The following is a 16,071-nucleotide window of genomic DNA, read 5'->3' on the forward strand; positions in this document are numbered from 1 at the left end:
GTATCTTCACCCGTACAAACCAACTGAATGTCTATACTTTCTAATTTCCTTATTGGCTTTCTTGCAGCGTTAGTAGGGGTAATTCCTCCCGGTCTTTTAAATATGTCCGCGGCAAAGATTAGTATGAAACAAGGGCGAAAAGTGGCGCTGTTGTTTTCTGTTGGTGTGAGCATAACAGTGTGCATTCAGACGTTCATTGCCCTGCTTTTTGCAAGGTATTTGGATATGCATCCGGAAGTGGTTGATATTCTTCAGAAAGTAGCTTTGGGGATCTTTTTGTGCATTACCATTTACTTTTTCTTTATAGCCAAAGATACCCGAAGGGAGGTTCCCAAAAGTGTGAAAAAGTCCAAAACGAACCGATTTTTTTACGGAATGCTATTGGCTGCACTTAACCTATTGCCCTTACCGTATTGGGTATATATAAGCATCACATTTGGAGCCTTTGGTTGGTTCTCATTTGGGCAGATTGAATTGTGGTCGGCTGTTATAGCTTCCGGTCTTGGGACTTTCGTTATGTTGGCGATCTATGCACAATTCTTCCGAAGGAAAGAGGAAGCACCCGTGTTCAATTTTAATATGAACTATGTCATAGGTTTACTTACGGCTATTATTTCGGTGATTACCTTAATAAAAATCATGAATGCAATCTAATGGCCGAAGAGAAGAACTTTTTCGATAAAGTATATGATGTGGCCCGTTTAATCCCCTATGGTAGGGTAACGAGTTATGGTGCCATTGCACGTTATATTGGAGCTGCGGGCAGTGCTAGAATGGTGGGTTGGGCCATGAATGGAGCCGGAAAACATCCCGATGTTCCAGCCCATAGGGTGGTAAATAGAAAAGGACTTCTTACTGGAAAACACCATTTTGATGGAACCAACTTAATGCAGCAATTATTGGAGAGCGAAGGGATCGAAGTGAAGGAGAACGCCATACAGAATTTCGAAACTGTTTTTTGGGACCCCGGTAAGGAGCTGTAATATAATTCTCTTATTAATCTCAACTTTATTTTTTTATTGCTCGATTGGTTTTATATTGCGGAGCCAATCTACAACTTACTGCAATGAAGTATGTGTTTAGTTTTCTTGGTTTTATGATGGTTGCGACCCTCTTTGGGCAGCAAGCGCAGAGAACCAATGTGGGCATGAGTGGTGGCTCTTATACCGTAGTAGATGGAGAGTCCCAGCTGTATGTGTCCCAGAGCATAGGACAAGGCGGGATTATTGGAAGTTCCCAAGGCTCCGAATATGGAGTGCGACAGGGCTTTCAGCAACCTCCCATTAGGGTGGTTTCCGTGTCTCAAAGCGATAATCCACTCTCAGCTGTGGTATTTCCCAATCCTGTAGTTACTTCGGTCACCGTAAAGTTCGGAGAATCTGTTCAAGGAACTATTAAAGGAAAACTTTTCGATGTTTCCGGAAAGGAAATATTCTACCAAGAATACGAACCCGTACAAGCACTTTCTGTCGATTTATCGCATTTGCCAGCTGGCACCTATATCTTGGTGATAGCTGCACAAGGAAAACAGTTTACTTCTCGACTTATTAAAAATTAATATCCTGCATGAAATTATTTTACTTAATCATAAGTTTTTTTACCATTTCCACTTGTGCACTGAATGCACAAGAATTATTTGTTGAAGGGGGTAAATCCATTACTTCTTTTTCTTTTCGGGATGTTTTTGCGGATGAGTTGGACAACTTGCGTTCTACAAATCATACCTATATCGATCTAGGATATCGAGGGAAACTATTTGGGGAACAAGTACAATTCATAGGTGGATTGGGATTGCATACCTACGGAACCATTGGAAGTGATAACACCCAAAACACCTATTTTGAATGGGAAACGACCTATGCCAGCATATATGGTGGTATCGATATTAGAGTTATTCAGGCGAACCGTTTCTCTTTTCATGTTAGGGCCACAGTGGCTCCCGAATTTCTGATGCAAGGAACCCGGGTTCTCAACAATGAAGTTTTGGACATAAAAGGAAGAGAAGATTTTGACACGCCCATCATCTTTTTGAGGGGAGCGGCTTCTTTCGAATATAGGATAAATTCATACATGGCGGCCTTTCTACAGTATCGTTATGGGCAAGGAACCCAATTGGAAAAAAGTGCTTCGGGAGGAGAACTTACCTACTTCGCTCAGGATTTCGGATTGGGTCTCATATTTAGTATAAAAGAAGGGGCTTCTCAGTAGGCTCTTTTAAGATAATTAGTTATGAAGATGAAGAAACTACTCACAATAATCGCATTCGCTTTTGCTATAGTAGCTCAAGCACAGACCGAAGGAATCAATTATCAAGCGGTCATTATTAATCCGGATGACCAGCAAATTCCTGGACCCGATGCCAATGGAAATGTGCTGGCAGAAGCAGAGGTTTCCTTGCGCTTCACAATATTGAATGAAGACGGTTCGGTAGTGTACCAAGAAGTTATTGAAACGATAACCGATCCTTATGGGATGGTCAATGTCTTCATAGGTTCTGGAACTTCTTCGTCCATTAGTAATTTCAACGAAATTAATTGGGATGCAACCCCAAGAAATTTAGGGGTGGAGTTGGATATAGGACGTGGTTTTGTATTTCTTAGCTTGGAGCGCCTCACTTTTGTTCCTCAAGCATATCACAGAAATATCATTGCCGATGGAGACTTAACGGTACAAGGAACTGCGACCTTTAATAGTGACTTTATCATAGAAGGACAAACCATCATTAATAGTGGTTTGGATGTGAACGGTGATCTCAATGTAGGGGAAGATCTTAACGTAGCAGAAGATCTTAATGTGGGTGAAGATATTGTGGCTGGTGATGACTTAACCGTAAACGGACGTACCGATCTTAACGGGAATGTCTACATTAACAATCAAAGTGCAACTTTCCTAAGTGGAAGATTGGAAGTAGAAAGAAGTGTAATTGTTGACCAAGCGCTTTCTGTTGGAGCGGGAGCCATAATTGGTGGAGATATTAATGGTGAAAGTGGTATGCGCATCGCTGGAGATCAGACTATCGGAGGACGATCCAATGTAGTAGGAAGTCAGGGTGTAGCAGGCAATCAATCCATCGGGGGACGCCAAACGGTTGTGGGTGATTCCAGGATTGAAGGAGACCAACTTGTTCTTCAGGACCAGAGGGTGAATGGCGAGCAACTTATTATTGGTAGCTCGGTTATTGAGGGAGATTCGAGCGTGTTGGGAGCTGTTGATGTTGGTGGTAGTCTTGATGTAAGCGGACCCGGTAATTTCAGCACAAGCATTACTGTAGATCAAGAAAGTAATTTATTAGGTACACTTACCGTAGAAGGTGCTACAGCCATAAACGACGATGCTGCCATCACTGGAAGTTTGGATGTAGGTAATTTCTTGAATGTGGGAGACGGAGGAACATACGGCGGTAATCTGGATGTGTTTGGGAAAGCTACCATTACACAATCGTTTACTGTGAATGGAGCCACTTCACTTGAGGGCACTTTGAAAGTTAACAATGGAAGCCCTGTGTTTTTAAGTGGTGCCCTAGGAGTAATGGGCCGTTCTGTATTCGAAGATGAAATCAATGTAATTAATTCGGCGCCTGTGAATTTAGGAGGTACCTTGGACGTTGTAAAAGACGCCTTTTTCGGAGATGATGTTATCATCGATGGAATGCTTACAGTTAACAATAACCTGTCGCTCGACGGGCTTACAGTAAGCGGCAACAGTGGTGACCACATAGCAGTGTTCGAAAATACTGGAAATGGCGGTGCAGACGGTATTGCCATTCAGATAGATACTCCGCAACTGGATTCGGATAACCAATTCATTACTTTCTACGGACAGAATGATTATGTAGCGGGAAGGATTGAAAGCTATGACGCTACAGGGATGTCGGGTCAAGGAGGTGTTGTATACGGTTCTACAGGTGCAGATTATGCCGAATGGTTGGAAAAGGAAACCCCAAGTGAAAATTTTAAAATTGGGGAAGTTGTTGGAGTAAAAGGTGGAAAAATTTCAAGAAATACCGAAGGAGTAGATCACGTACTTACCATTTCTATGGCTCCAATTGTACTGGGTAATATGCCTAATGAAAGTAAGAAAGAAGCTTACGAGAAGGTAGGTTTTATGGGGCAAGTACCTGCGCTGGTTAAAGGGAAAGTAAACAAGGGCGATTACATTATCGCTTCAGGAAATAATGATGGTTATGCGATTGCGGTAGCTCCAAATGCTATAGGATTGGAACATTTGAAACGAGTTATTGGAAAGGCTTGGTCTTCCTCACAAACCGAAGAAGCATCACTTATTAATGTCTCAGTAGGACTAAAGAGTGGAGAATGGGTGCGTATTTTAGAACTACAGGAAGCTCGAATTCAGCAAATGGAAGCAAAGATGAAATCTTTGGAAAACCTTTCGGAAAGAATGAAGAAATTAGAATCCAAGATGGACGTTCTGGACATGAACTAAAGGGATTCTTATAAAATATTAATGAAGAGTCCGTCCTTTTTGGATGGGCTTTTTCTATTTATACTACCATAAATCATTTCAATAGATACCTTTTAAATTACCAAAACTACGCCGTATCTTTGCATTTAGAATAAGTCTAATTAAAGACGGTTAAAAATAATTGCATTTTCAACTAGATGAAATTCAATAAAAAAGAAATACTTAAGGCCTTAGAAACCATTACGCTGGCAGGAGAAGGCAAAAACATGGTAGAGAGTGGTGCAGTGACCAATGTGATCACCTTTGCTAATGAGGTGATCGTTGATTTAAAGATGACTACCCCAGCCATGCACATAAAGAAGCGGGCCGAGGCAGATATTGTGAATGCCATTAAAGAGCATATATCCCAAGAGGCAGAGGTGAAGGTAAACATTAGGGTAGAAACGCCTCAAAAGCCAGAAAACCCAAATCTGATCAAAGGGAAGCCGATCCCCGGGATTAAAAATATTGTAGCTGTAGCTTCTGGAAAGGGAGGTGTAGGAAAATCTACTGTGACTGCGAATTTGGCAGTGACCCTTTCTAAAATGGGCTTTAAAGTTGGAGTGTTGGATGCGGATATCTACGGACCCAGTATGCCACTTATGTTCGATGTGTTTAACGAACGGCCCTTGTCGGTAAATGAAGGGGGAAAAAGTAAGATGAAACCCATAGAAAACTATGGGGTTAAGATTCTTTCCATCGGATTTTTCACCAAGCCCAACCAAGCCGTTATTTGGAGAGGCCCTATGGCATCTAAAGCGCTTAATCAATTGATTTTCGATGCTGCTTGGGGCGAGTTGGATTTTATGTTGATCGACTTGCCACCGGGAACTGGGGATATACACCTTAGCATCATGCAATCGCTCCCAATTACCGGAGCCGTTATTGTGAGTACCCCACAAACTGTGGCCTTGGCAGATGCCCGCAAGGGAGTCGCTATGTTTCAACAAGAGAACATTCAGGTACCAGTATTAGGAGTGATAGAAAATATGTCTTATTTCACTCCTGCCGAATTACCAGACAACAAATATTATATCTTTGGTAAGGAAGGAGCCCATAATCTTGCGGAAGATTTAGAAATCCCATTCCTAGGTGAAATTCCACTGGTGCAAAGTATTCGTGAAGCAGGCGATGTAGGACATCCGGCTGCCTTGCAAACCGCCACACCTACCGAACAGGCATTTGAGGCCGTAACACGCAGGGTAGTGGAGGAAACCGTTCGAAGAAATGAAGATCTTCCCCCAACGGAGGCGATTAAAATAACAACCATGGCAGGCTGTAGTGCCGTAAAGAAATAGTATGAGTCAAGACGAGTTAACCCAAAAAGTAGAAACTGCCCTGGAGGAGATACGTCCTTTCCTTCAGAGTGATGGAGGAGATATTTCCCTACTTTCCATTGAGGATGGAAAAATTGTGAGGGTACAATTGCAGGGAGCATGCGTGGGCTGTAGTGTAAATCAAATGACCCTAAAGAGTGGGGTGGAAATGACCATCAAAAAACACGCACCTCAAGTGGAACAAGTGATCAATGTTGAAGTGTGATAATGATCATGTTTAGTGTTTTGCAATCCCGCTATTTTTGCTGCTAATATGATACGCCCGTTGGTATGATAAAAACCGATATTCTTATAATTGGGGCAGGCCCCACCGGTTTGTTTACTGTTTTCGAAGCAGGACTTTTAAAATTGAAGTGTCACCTTATAGATGCGTTACCACAACCTGGTGGACAATGCGCCGAAATTTATCCCAAAAAACCCATATATGATATTCCTGCCTTTCCCGAAATCCTAGCGGGAGACTTGGTAGATAACCTGATGAAACAAATTGAGCCTTTTCAACCCGGATTTACACTGGGAGAACGGGCAGAAACCATCGAAAAACAGGAAGATGGAAGTTTTATTGTTACTACCAATAAGGGAACTTTGCACCAAGCACCCGTTGTGGCAATTGCCGGGGGACTGGGCAGTTTTGAACCTAGAAAACCCCCTATTGCTTCCATCGGAAAATACGAAGATAAGGGAGTAGAGTACATCATTAGGGACCCAGAAATATATCGAGACAAAAAAGTGGTTATCGCTGGAGGCGGAGACTCCGCGTTGGATTGGAGTATTTTTCTAGCAAATGTAGCCTCGGAAGTAACCCTTATCCACAGAAGGAATGAATTTAGGGGAGCCTTGGATTCTGTTGAAAAGGTACAAGAGCTGAAAGATCTTGGAAAGATTACTTTAATTACCCCTGCCGAGGTAAAGGATATCATTGGGGAAGATAAAGTTGAAGGAATTTTGGTGAAGAAAGAGGATGAATCTTTTACTATTGAATGCGATCACTTCGTTCCTTTATTTGGGTTGGCTCCTAAGTTAGGTCCTATAGCCGATTGGGGATTGGAAATTGAAAAGAATGCTATAAAAGTGGATAATAGTTTGGACTATCAGACCAATATTCCTGGCATCTATGCCATTGGGGATGTGAATACCTATCCTGGAAAACTGAAACTCATACTTTGTGGTTTTCATGAAGCTACTTTAATGTGCCAGAGCGCCTATCAAAGAATCCATCCCGATAGACGTTATGTTATGAAATATACCACAGTGGGAGGTGTTGAAGGATTCGATGGCAGTAAGAAAGAAGCCCCAAAAGCTGTAGTTAAGGCCATAGAATAATATACCCGCTATTTTGCAAGATATTACCCTACATATTACCGATCGGGAAGGCGTTACTCATGAAGTTTTAGCCCCAACCGACATGAATATGAACCTGATGGAAGTAGTTCGTTCCTACGAATTGGCCCCAGAGGGTACCATAGGCATTTGTGGCGGAATGGCTATGTGTGCATCCTGTCAGTGCTACGTAACCAGCGATCATGAACTCCCGGAGAAGAGTGATGACGAAGAAGCGATGCTGGCCGAGGCCTTCTATGTGGAGGACAATAGCCGGCTGGGGTGTCAAATTCATATTCACCCAGAATTAAACGGATTGCAGGTCCAATTAGCCCCAGAAGAGTAGTATATTTCTTACAAATCTTAAAATTTATATATTTGGGAACTAGCTAACTAAGTTTTCATGGGCTCCCGAATTATCCTGTTGCTGCTTCTGGTAGGCATCACTTCTCCCTTATGGGGACAGAATTCCCGTATCGATAGTCTTAAGCTTCAACTGAAAGAAAAGAAATCTTCTGAAGAGCGGGCTAAGGCACTATTGGATATTGGAATGGAGTATCATAATAGACAGGTATATTTCGACAGTGCTTTTTTCTACAGTGAAAGAAGTTATAAACTAGCCAAAGAATACAATTTAGAAAATATGCAGGCCCACGCGCTGTTTAATCTGGGCGTCATACACAATTCTACCAACGATTATACCACTGCTATTTCGTATTACAATAAGTCGAGGGAAATCATTGAAAAGCTCGAAATGAACAGACCTTTAGGAGGTGTTCTCAATAATATTGGTGGATGCTATTTCGAATTGGAGGAATATGACACTGCTATTCAATACTATAGAAGAGCACTAGCCGTAGCTGAGGAAATGGAGGATTACCATAGTTTGGGGATCGATTATATGAATATAGGCGAAGCGCTGTACATGAAAGGAGATTTACGAGGTTCCAAGGAAAATTTAGAACATGCCATTGAAACTTTGAAAATTGCCGAATTCGACCCGTCTACGGTGCACCTCTTTTATGGTAGGACGCTGTTGGCACTTCAGGAGGTTGAGGCTGCTAGGGACGAAGCAGAAAAGGCTCTTCAAATTGCCCAAGAAGATAAGCATACTCGGTATGTTTCAGAATCTAGCCAGTTACTTTCCGAAATCTATTCGCAATTAAATAATTATGAAGCTGCCTATACCCATGAGAAGCGATTCAGGATTTATAGCGATAGTCTAAACACGGCCAAAGAGCAAAATGAAATTGAGAAATTAAAGCTCAATTTCGAATTGCAAGAGAAGAAAGAAGAATTGGAAATTATCATACAAAAGACGAAATATCAGAACATTATATATATATTGGCATGTTTTGGAGTCTTAATGTTGGTGATATTGGTATTCCGTCAACGAAAGATTGTAAAGATGACCAAAGAGATTCATCTTATCCAGAAAAGATTGGTGGAGCAGGAGCTTAATAAACGGGAATGGAAGCTTCAAAATCCAGATGCCACATCCTTTGATGCTACTAGACAGCAGGATTTATAGTATTTCGCATATTAATTGATGTTCTAATGCCGCTTCGTAAATACATACTTCTTTATTTTCTACTTGTTTCTGCCTGTGCATTGGGACAACATTCCAGAATCGATAGTTTGCGAGTACTTGCAAAAGAAACCAAATCCAAAAAAGAAAAGGCAAAGCATTACGGCAATATCTCTATGGTCTACTGGCAAACCCAGCTTCATTATGACAGTAGTTATTATTACAATGAAAAGGCCTTTAAAATAGGGCAAGAAATTGAAGATACTACACTCTATGCCAAAGCGTATTTCAATTACGGGGGTATTTATATGATGCTGGAACAATACGACATGGCGTTGGAGAATTTGGCCAAGGCCCTGGTGTATGATAAATCACTCAAAGATACTTTTAACATTGCTGCAGACTACACCACCATGGGCGGTGTGTACTATTACAAGAAGGATTTTAAGAATGCAAGAAACTATTATTTAAAGTGTTCCGATCTGTATGGGCAAATAGATAATAAGACTGGTTTACAGGTAAGTTTGTCCAATTTATCGAAAACTGAATTAGAGATAGGGGGAAGGTTAAAGGAGGCTAAGGAGTATATGGAACGTGCTAGGGATTTATCCGAACAAACGGGATTTTACTATCCTAACCTTTATATTGGGTACGGAAAAATCCTATTTCAGGAGAATGATATCGATGGAGCACAAAAGGAAGTGGAAAGAGGTTTACAGTTGTCCAAAGAAAGAAATGAGGCATTAACTACAGTCGAGGCTTTAGATCTTCTTTATAATATTGAAACCCAGAAGAACAATTTGCAGGCAGCTATAGAGATCCTAAATGAAAAAATGGTCTACGAGGATAGTTTAAGTTTGGCCAAAAACGAAAAAAGCATAGAAAATCTTAAGCTCAATTTCATGATTGCAGATGGAGAGGCGGCCCTCCTTCGTTTATCTCAAAAACGCAAGTACGATACCATTATTTACGCACTTATCTTCTTGGCCGTATTGTTATTGTTAGGGCTATTTTTTAGGCAGATGAAAATCCGGGAAATGGCAAAGCAAATTCATGGTATTCAACAAAAGCTAATCGAACATGAAGGGAGTACACCAGGATGGAAGCCCAAAAATTCAACGAATTCTTCTATGGGAACCCAGGGCATAGAGGATTCGGAAAAGGAATAATCCCACAGTCTTAAAATGGTTCTTACATTTGTGAAACACTAATACATGCAGCTTATGTCCCTTTTATCCCCAAATAGCTTCAAAGGACTTAGAAATTCAAAAGTATACGTAGTTTTTAAGAGGATGCTCTTTGTGGTTGCTTTTTCCTTGTCGGCATCATTGCAGGCACAAGGGACCGATGTGGATAGTTTGAAAGTGCTTTTAACCAAGGCAAAAACAGACAATGAAAAAGCGGACTTGTACTGGAGTCTGGGAAAGGCATATGAAGATACCTACAACCAATATGATAGTAGCTATTTTTATATTGAAAAGGCACATGAGATCGTAAAAGAGACCTTGGATCCCGAAATTTCGGGAAAAGTATATGCCGCTTATGCGCATCTGTACCTGAAGCTAGACGATTATGATAAAGCTGTGTCCAATTTCAGTAAGGCTATAGAACAATACGAACAATTGGGAAATCTGGAGCGGCAAAGCGTATTTAATAGCAACCTGGCAAGTTCCTATTTCTATAAGAAAGACTATGAAAAGGCCAAAGAACATTATCAAATAGCCATTGATCTATCTAAAGAGATCGCTGACTCTGTTGGCATCTTAATAGATCATTCCAATTTGGCCCAAACCGAGATGAAACTCGAAGGAGGGATGCCTATTGCCAAAGCGTATTTCGAATTCGCACGAGGCCTTTCTAAAAGGCTGGAGTATGAAATTCCACCCATTTATGTGTCGTATGGCAAGATATTGTATGAGGAAGGCGATGTAGAAGAGGCGAAGAAAGAGGTGCTTTTTGGGTTGGAGGTAGCCAAAGATGTAAGAGATTTTTCTGAGATAACGGAAGCCTTAGATTTATTGTATAAAATTGAATTGGAGTCGCAAAACTACGAAGAAGCCATTCGCATGTTCGATTTGAAGTCCCAGTACAAGGACAGTATCAATGAAACCAAGAATGCGATGGCTATAGAAAATTTGAAGCTCAGTTTTACCATCAAGGAGCAACGGGAAAAATTACAGAGTCTATCGCAAGAGCGATCCTATCAAACCATTATCTATATATTGGGAGGATTAGGGGTTTTGCTTATGATCGTATTGGTATTCAGGCAACGTAAGATAGACAGCATTACCAAGAAAATCCACAATATTCAAAGAAGATTGATAGATCAGGACTTGGGTAAAAAGAAGGATTAAAGTGTAGTTTATCAGCGGTATAGGCCTTGTCTTCAATAAATTAATTTATCCATTACATCGTACGGGGAATATGGGATGTTGCTATTTGCTAGCTTCCAAACTCTTTTGTTAAAAATAATATAATTATCTTTCGGCGTTGTAGACCATTTGATTCCCAATAATTTATGGGGTTGTTCATGATTAGTATGACCGTGAAACGCCTTTTATTTACATATTTTCTTCTGTTCCCCGTGTTTGTATTTGGCCAATTGCCCAATATAGACAGCCTTAGAACCGTTGCCAAAAATGCAAAAACCGAATATGATAAAGCCTATTCCTACTGGCGGATAGGGGTCACTTTTTGGCAAGGGCAACTTCATTACGATAGCTGTTATTACTACACCGAAAAAGCGTACGACATTGCTAGAAGAATTAAGGATCCGAACCTAATTGCAAGGGTATACTTCAATTTTGGAAGTATTCATATGCGAATGGAGGAGTATGAAAAAGCGTTGGAGAATTTTGAGGAGTCCCTGGGTTATTTTGAGATGTTAAAGGACTCAACTAATATAGGGATTCTTTACAGTAGTATGGCGGCTGTGAACTACCATAAAAAGGATTATTTGCAGGCAAAAGAATTTTATGAGAAGTCATATACTCTTACTAAAAAGGGTAGGAGCCCTTTAAGTGCAATGGCGGATCTGGCCAATCTGGGCGAAACGGAACTGGAAATTGAAGGCATGATGGATTCTGCCAAGAAAAATTTCGAAAAAGCCCGAGAACTTGCCAAGGAAGCTAACGTTGAGTTTCCATCCTTACATACCCCTTATGGCAAGATACTTTTTGCTGAAGGGGATGCTGAAGGAGCTAGGCTCGAGGCTGAAAAGGGACTGGAAATTGCGAAGAGGGATCAAAATATTGAAGCTATAGCAACGGCACTGGATCTCCTGTATAGAATCGATGTGGCCGAAGGGAATTACAAGGAAGCTGTTCAGCTTTTTAATCTAAAGACGGTCTATCAAGATAGTATCAATGAAGCCAAAAACGTATTGGCTATCGAAAACTTGGAGCTCAACTTCAAAATTGAGGAGCAGAAGGAAGAACTGGAGCAATTAACACAGAAAAAGGCCTATCAAACTATGATCTATGTATTGGTTGCCCTTGGTGTTCTGTTGTTGATTATATTGGTTTTCAGACAACGAAAGATTTCTGGTATGACCAAGGAAATTCACAAGATTCAGAAAAAATTGATAGAACAGGAACTTCAACAACGCGAATGGCACCTCCAAAACCCGAATACGACGGCATTTCAAGCGGCAGCCATGAAGGATCCAGATGAGGAATGATCATTTTCTGTGAGCATCTATTAGGAATATTATTCCTTCCATTGCGTAATACCTCTCTCACTAATAATTTTTAAATTTAAGGGATGTTAGTTCAACTCCCACTTACATTCCCCAGTTTCAATTTATACAGTACCCCATTGCTCATACTAGTGCTTCAGGGATTGGTGTTTGCTGGTCTTTTGTTCGTGAGGTATGGGTCTAAAAAGAATATTTCCGACCTGTTGTTAGGTTCTATTTTACTCATTACTTGTTATCATCGCACTACATATACCATTGGGTTTATGGATTGGTACGATACATACCGAAATACCAAAATAAACTACTATCTAATCAACTTAGGCTTGGTGTTGGCTCCGCTCCTGTATTTTTATGTAAAGAGTATTACCGTTTCCGATTTCAAATTCAAGAAAAAAGACATTTGGCATTTTGTTCCATGGATGATCTTCTTTGCTTTAAAGATGGTTATCTTGATCTACGATGCGCAACAACCCGGATTTTCTGAAACGCAAAATGGTTACTTGGTGGTGAACTTTCAGTGGAAATATTTAGATCCGTTCCACAGTGTACTCCTTTATTCACAAATGCTGTTGTATTTAGCGTTTACTTTTCAACTCTATTATCACTACAGGAAAAATATTCAGCAGTTCTTTTCGAATGCCTATAGTTTGGAACTGAACTGGATCCGGAATTTCCTTTTTATTTATGCCTTATTGTTTTTGTACGACATAGGACAAACCATAGTAAATTTGGCGATAACAGAGTTGAGCTGGACTCAGAAATGGTGGTTGCACTTCTTTAATGCGTTAGCGATTATCTACATCGGCGTAAAGGGATACTTTACCGATACCGGTAAGTTGAAAGGCCTTCAATTCGATGGAAGTAAAGCACTGCTTTCAAAAGAAATGGGTGTTTCCGAAAAACCAAAAGAGTTGGTTGCCAGTTTGAAGGAAAAAGTGATTAATATTGAGGAGTATTTTCAGAATGAAAAACCCTATCTCAATCCAGAACTGAATCTGGTGAACTTATCCGAAGCACTTTCTATGAACAGGGCAGAACTTTCGGAAGTGATCAATGTAGGGTTCAATAAAAACTTCAATGACTTTGTGAATGCCTATCGCGTAGAAGCTTTCAAAGAAAAACTTTCTGAAGGAAAACACGAACAGTTATCCCTTCTAGGAATAGCCTATGAATGTGGATTCAATTCCAAAGCTACTTTTAACCGGGTGTTCAAAAAACTCACCGAACAATCTCCTACTCAATACCTTTCCTCCCTATAACGCCGATTTTATGATGTTTTGGGACGGCTCAAATCGTATTTGAGACGGCTCTATACTATTTGAAGCGCACAGGTCGTGCTTGTTTTTCAATTTTGAACCATCGAACCAAAAAAACAAACACGATGAAAAAAGTAATTCATAAAATCATTGCACCCACGCTTCAGAAACACTGGATCGCCGACTTAACATTTGCTTTCGCTCGATTCATATGTGGGATGCTATTGGCCATCGATTTTGGAGCCAGCAAATTTGGGATGCCTTGGACACCACAGGATAAGAACCTCTCTTTTTTCGAAGTGGTAGATTGGTTTCCGAAAGATGTCGCTGCCTATGGAGGCCTTTTCGAAATGTTCCCCGTGTTTTTTGCATGGATGGGAGCTTTCAGTGAAGCTGTAGGAGGATTGTTCTTGGCTTTCGGGCTTAAGACTAGGATCTTCTCCTTTTTAATCATGTGTACCATGCTCGTTGCCATCATCTTTCAGAAATGGGGCGAAGGAACTTGGGGCATGCTGCCAGCGATGGGATTCCTTTGGATCTCAATCTATCATCTGTACCTAGGCTCCGGTCGATTTGGGGCAGATTATCTCATTTCAAAATATATCACTCGCAATGCTTAATATATCAAACAAAATGAATCAATTATTCATAGGGCTTTGTTTCGTCGGGATGACGGCCTTCGCCCAAGTAAAAGGAAACCAACAGATCACTACCGTTACATTGCCAACGGAAGGAAACCTTACAGCCCTCGAAATGGGTCTATATGCCAGGGTAGAAATTGACGCTTCCGCAAGCTCAGAATTTATTACGATCACAGGAGATAGTAACCTAATCCCTTTAATTGATACCGAGGTGGTAGATGGTACTATGAAGCTGACACAGACGGAATGGATTCAACCCTCACAAGACATTGAGATTACCATGGGTGCCCCCAACTTAAAGCGCTTACAGGTCGGAGTACATGAAACCGTCCTTATTGAAAATGTATTTTCCGATAACCTAAACATTACGGTCTTGTTGGGTAAGGTGATCGCCATCGGGAAGGTGAACAAGGTATCCTTTGGAGCTGAAAATGGGGAAATAGATGCTTCCCAGCTAGCGGCAAATGAGGTTAATCTCAATATTTGGGGAAGGGGGAAGGCCATCGTCAACGCCACAGAAACACTAACCAGTACGTTGAGCGACGATGCTCGGTTGGAACTCATTGGGGAACCCAAATCCATGAAGGGTGACACGAAAAAGGTCCTGAGCAAGAAAAATGAGGCAACCTACGTGAATGCCGACTATATTTCCTTCAAGATTAAGAACAATTCGTGGAACCGACACAACTTTGTAGTCATAGGTCCTAAAAAGGACGGGAGTTCTTTTAGTTATGGATTTCCCATGATGCCTGGAGCGACTAAAAAAGAACGATGGACTGTCGGTACCAAGGTGTATAAAAGGACGAAGTTAGGGATGAGAAAGCTGTTGGTAACCATTACCGAAAAGGATGCTGGTACTACTCTGAACCTATTTAATTAGCTTGATAATCCGCTAGTTTTTGAGGTCCCTCCAATAATTTTCTAATGACTTTTAAGGTACCATCTGGTGTGGTGGCGATCTGCCACTTGATCAATGAGATGGTGCCTTTTTCAATTTCAATACCGGTAATACTTCTTGGGTGTACACAGCTTCCGTCATTAAACAAGGGGATTTCATGCGGTTCAGGAAATCGAGGTCTGTGGGTGTGGCCGGCTATGGTGATGAGGTTGTCGTTTTCTATGATCCAACGTTTTAAACGTTTTTCCACTTTGATCAGTTCACGATAATTCTTGGCGGGACTGGTAGGGTCTCCAATACCAAAAATCTGTAATTGACGCCATAGTGCAAGCACCATAAAACGATTGAATTTCCACCCGTGGTAATTCATCCAATCAGCCTGATGGCCATGAAGCATAAAGATTTCCTGTCCACTTTCCTCGTGTTGCAACACCAAGCCTTCAGTAAAAATAATATTGGGGAACAAGGGATCTTCTTTGCCCGTTATCTTATTAAAATAAGTGTAGAGGTGTTTTTTTACGTAGCTCTCCCTTTTATACACCATGTCGTGGTTCCCTAGCAAGCGATGAAGTCGATCTTCCTGAAAGAACTTTTGCATGAGTTCGAAGACATTTTTATGCGCTTCCAAGATCGCTTTAAAGTCTGTATTCTCCCACAGTTCGTCACCGTCGCCTAATTCGCAATAGGTGAAGCCTTCGTTATAGTAATGCTGAAGCGCGTGAAAGTAGATGTTCCTATTGTTGGCAAAATCATCGGCAAAGCTATTATCGCCTCTATGGCAATCGCTAAATATGATAAACTTGGAGTCGTCATTAAAAGAAATCCTAGGGGCAGTTTGGTAAGCTTTGGAGATCCTTTTTCTTGATGACATGGGAGATTTTTGTTTGTTTAAAGATACAATATGCGATTGCTTCTGCAAACTACCGTAATAAA

General features: G+C 41.0%; 17 protein-coding genes. 16 read left to right on the forward strand and 1 reads right to left on the reverse strand.

The window, feature by feature from the left end; all coding sequences use genetic code 11:
• Positions 1-27: 27 nt before the first annotated feature.
• The 16 genes from POV27_RS01930 (at position 28) to POV27_RS02005 (ending at position 15,120) form a co-directional block, all read left to right on the forward strand.
• On the forward strand, positions 28-654 hold the full coding sequence (locus tag POV27_RS01930) for a lysine transporter LysE (protein WP_272861045.1): 627 nt from the start codon (positions 28-30) through the stop codon (positions 652-654).
• Positions 654-983: an MGMT family protein gene (locus tag POV27_RS01935; protein ID WP_272861046.1), complete on the forward strand. Its 330-nt coding sequence runs from the start codon at positions 654-656 to the stop codon at positions 981-983. The genes POV27_RS01930 and POV27_RS01935 overlap by 1 nt, the downstream gene beginning before the upstream one ends.
• 83 nt (positions 984-1,066) lie before the next feature.
• A complete protein-coding gene (locus POV27_RS01940; RefSeq protein WP_272861047.1) occupies positions 1,067-1,558 on the forward strand; it encodes a T9SS type A sorting domain-containing protein in 492 nt (163 codons plus the stop codon).
• A gap of 8 nt (positions 1,559-1,566) precedes the next feature.
• The gene (locus POV27_RS01945; protein ID WP_272861048.1) at positions 1,567-2,208 is read left to right on the forward strand and encodes a hypothetical protein; all 642 of its coding nucleotides are present in this window, start codon (positions 1,567-1,569) and stop codon (positions 2,206-2,208) included.
• 27 nt (positions 2,209-2,235) lie between these two features.
• Positions 2,236-4,443 carry an autotransporter outer membrane beta-barrel domain-containing protein gene (locus POV27_RS01950; protein WP_272861049.1) on the forward strand — a complete coding sequence of 736 codons (2,208 nt, stop codon included), beginning with the start codon at positions 2,236-2,238 and terminating at the stop codon, positions 4,441-4,443.
• Between the two features lie 176 nt (positions 4,444-4,619).
• Positions 4,620-5,759, forward strand: coding sequence for an Mrp/NBP35 family ATP-binding protein (locus POV27_RS01955; protein ID WP_272861050.1), 1,140 nt, complete (start codon positions 4,620-4,622; stop codon positions 5,757-5,759).
• A gap of 1 nt (position 5,760) precedes the next feature.
• Positions 5,761-6,003 (forward strand): NifU family protein, encoded by a 243-nt coding sequence (locus tag POV27_RS01960; protein ID WP_272861051.1) that lies wholly within the window; start codon positions 5,761-5,763, stop codon positions 6,001-6,003.
• Positions 6,004-6,068: 65 nt separating this feature from the next.
• Entirely contained in the window at positions 6,069-7,121 is a 1,053-nt protein-coding gene (locus POV27_RS01965; RefSeq protein ID WP_272861052.1) for an NAD(P)/FAD-dependent oxidoreductase, read from the forward strand.
• A gap of 13 nt (positions 7,122-7,134) precedes the next feature.
• Positions 7,135-7,464: a 2Fe-2S iron-sulfur cluster-binding protein gene (locus tag POV27_RS01970; RefSeq protein ID WP_272861053.1), complete on the forward strand. Its 330-nt coding sequence runs from the start codon at positions 7,135-7,137 to the stop codon at positions 7,462-7,464.
• Positions 7,465-7,521: 57 nt separating this feature from the next.
• Positions 7,522-8,649, forward strand: a complete 1,128-nt coding sequence (locus POV27_RS01975; protein ID WP_272861054.1) for a tetratricopeptide repeat protein — start codon at positions 7,522-7,524, stop codon at positions 8,647-8,649.
• 26 nt (positions 8,650-8,675) lie between these two features.
• Positions 8,676-9,815 (forward strand): tetratricopeptide repeat protein, encoded by a 1,140-nt coding sequence (locus POV27_RS01980; RefSeq protein WP_272861055.1) that lies wholly within the window; start codon positions 8,676-8,678, stop codon positions 9,813-9,815.
• 54 nt (positions 9,816-9,869) lie between these two features.
• Positions 9,870-11,000 (forward strand): tetratricopeptide repeat protein, encoded by a 1,131-nt coding sequence (locus POV27_RS01985; protein WP_272861056.1) that lies wholly within the window; start codon positions 9,870-9,872, stop codon positions 10,998-11,000.
• Between the two features lie 176 nt (positions 11,001-11,176).
• On the forward strand, positions 11,177-12,325 hold the full coding sequence (locus POV27_RS01990) for a tetratricopeptide repeat protein (protein WP_272861057.1): 1,149 nt from the start codon (positions 11,177-11,179) through the stop codon (positions 12,323-12,325).
• 83 nt (positions 12,326-12,408) lie between these two features.
• Positions 12,409-13,602 carry a helix-turn-helix domain-containing protein gene (locus tag POV27_RS01995; protein WP_272861058.1) on the forward strand — a complete coding sequence of 398 codons (1,194 nt, stop codon included), beginning with the start codon at positions 12,409-12,411 and terminating at the stop codon, positions 13,600-13,602.
• A gap of 122 nt (positions 13,603-13,724) precedes the next feature.
• A complete protein-coding gene (locus POV27_RS02000; protein ID WP_272861059.1) occupies positions 13,725-14,219 on the forward strand; it encodes a DoxX family protein in 495 nt (164 codons plus the stop codon).
• Between the two features lie 13 nt (positions 14,220-14,232).
• Complete coding sequence (locus tag POV27_RS02005) at positions 14,233-15,120, forward strand: GIN domain-containing protein (protein WP_272861060.1); 888 nt, start codon at positions 14,233-14,235, stop codon at positions 15,118-15,120.
• On the opposite strand, the gene POV27_RS02010 is transcribed toward POV27_RS02005, so the two are convergent.
• A complete protein-coding gene (locus tag POV27_RS02010) occupies positions 15,113-16,009 on the reverse strand; it encodes a metallophosphoesterase family protein (RefSeq protein ID WP_272861061.1) in 897 nt (298 codons plus the stop codon). The two genes, POV27_RS02005 and POV27_RS02010, sit on opposite strands and share 8 nt — an antisense overlap.
• Between the last annotated feature and the right edge of the window lie 62 nt (positions 16,010-16,071).

Source organism: Aureisphaera galaxeae (assembly GCF_028561275.1).
In the GTDB taxonomy this organism is placed as follows: Bacteria; Bacteroidota; Bacteroidia; order Flavobacteriales; family Flavobacteriaceae; genus Aureisphaera; species Aureisphaera galaxeae.

Coding starts and splice junctions, on each gene's coding strand:
- POV27_RS01930 (WP_272861045.1), top strand. CDS start 28: ATGTCTATACTTTCTAATTTCCTTATTGGCTTTCTTGCAGCGTTAGTA.
- POV27_RS01945 (WP_272861048.1), top strand. CDS start 1,567: ATGAAATTATTTTACTTAATCATAAGTTTTTTTACCATTTCCACTTGT.
- POV27_RS02005 (WP_272861060.1), top strand. CDS start 14,233: ATGAATCAATTATTCATAGGGCTTTGTTTCGTCGGGATGACGGCCTTC.
- POV27_RS01995 (WP_272861058.1), top strand. CDS start 12,409: ATGTTAGTTCAACTCCCACTTACATTCCCCAGTTTCAATTTATACAGT.
- POV27_RS01985 (WP_272861056.1), top strand. CDS start 9,870: ATGTCCCTTTTATCCCCAAATAGCTTCAAAGGACTTAGAAATTCAAAA.
- POV27_RS01955 (WP_272861050.1), top strand. CDS start 4,620: ATGAAATTCAATAAAAAAGAAATACTTAAGGCCTTAGAAACCATTACG.
- POV27_RS01990 (WP_272861057.1), top strand. CDS start 11,177: ATGATTAGTATGACCGTGAAACGCCTTTTATTTACATATTTTCTTCTG.
- POV27_RS01960 (WP_272861051.1), top strand. CDS start 5,761: ATGAGTCAAGACGAGTTAACCCAAAAAGTAGAAACTGCCCTGGAGGAG.
- POV27_RS02000 (WP_272861059.1), top strand. CDS start 13,725: ATGAAAAAAGTAATTCATAAAATCATTGCACCCACGCTTCAGAAACAC.
- POV27_RS01950 (WP_272861049.1), top strand. CDS start 2,236: ATGAAGAAACTACTCACAATAATCGCATTCGCTTTTGCTATAGTAGCT.
- POV27_RS01975 (WP_272861054.1), top strand. CDS start 7,522: ATGGGCTCCCGAATTATCCTGTTGCTGCTTCTGGTAGGCATCACTTCT.
- POV27_RS02010 (WP_272861061.1), bottom strand. CDS start 16,009: ATGTCATCAAGAAAAAGGATCTCCAAAGCTTACCAAACTGCCCCTAGG.
- POV27_RS01940 (WP_272861047.1), top strand. CDS start 1,067: ATGAAGTATGTGTTTAGTTTTCTTGGTTTTATGATGGTTGCGACCCTC.
- POV27_RS01980 (WP_272861055.1), top strand. CDS start 8,676: ATGCCGCTTCGTAAATACATACTTCTTTATTTTCTACTTGTTTCTGCC.
- POV27_RS01965 (WP_272861052.1), top strand. CDS start 6,069: ATGATAAAAACCGATATTCTTATAATTGGGGCAGGCCCCACCGGTTTG.
- POV27_RS01935 (WP_272861046.1), top strand. CDS start 654: ATGGCCGAAGAGAAGAACTTTTTCGATAAAGTATATGATGTGGCCCGT.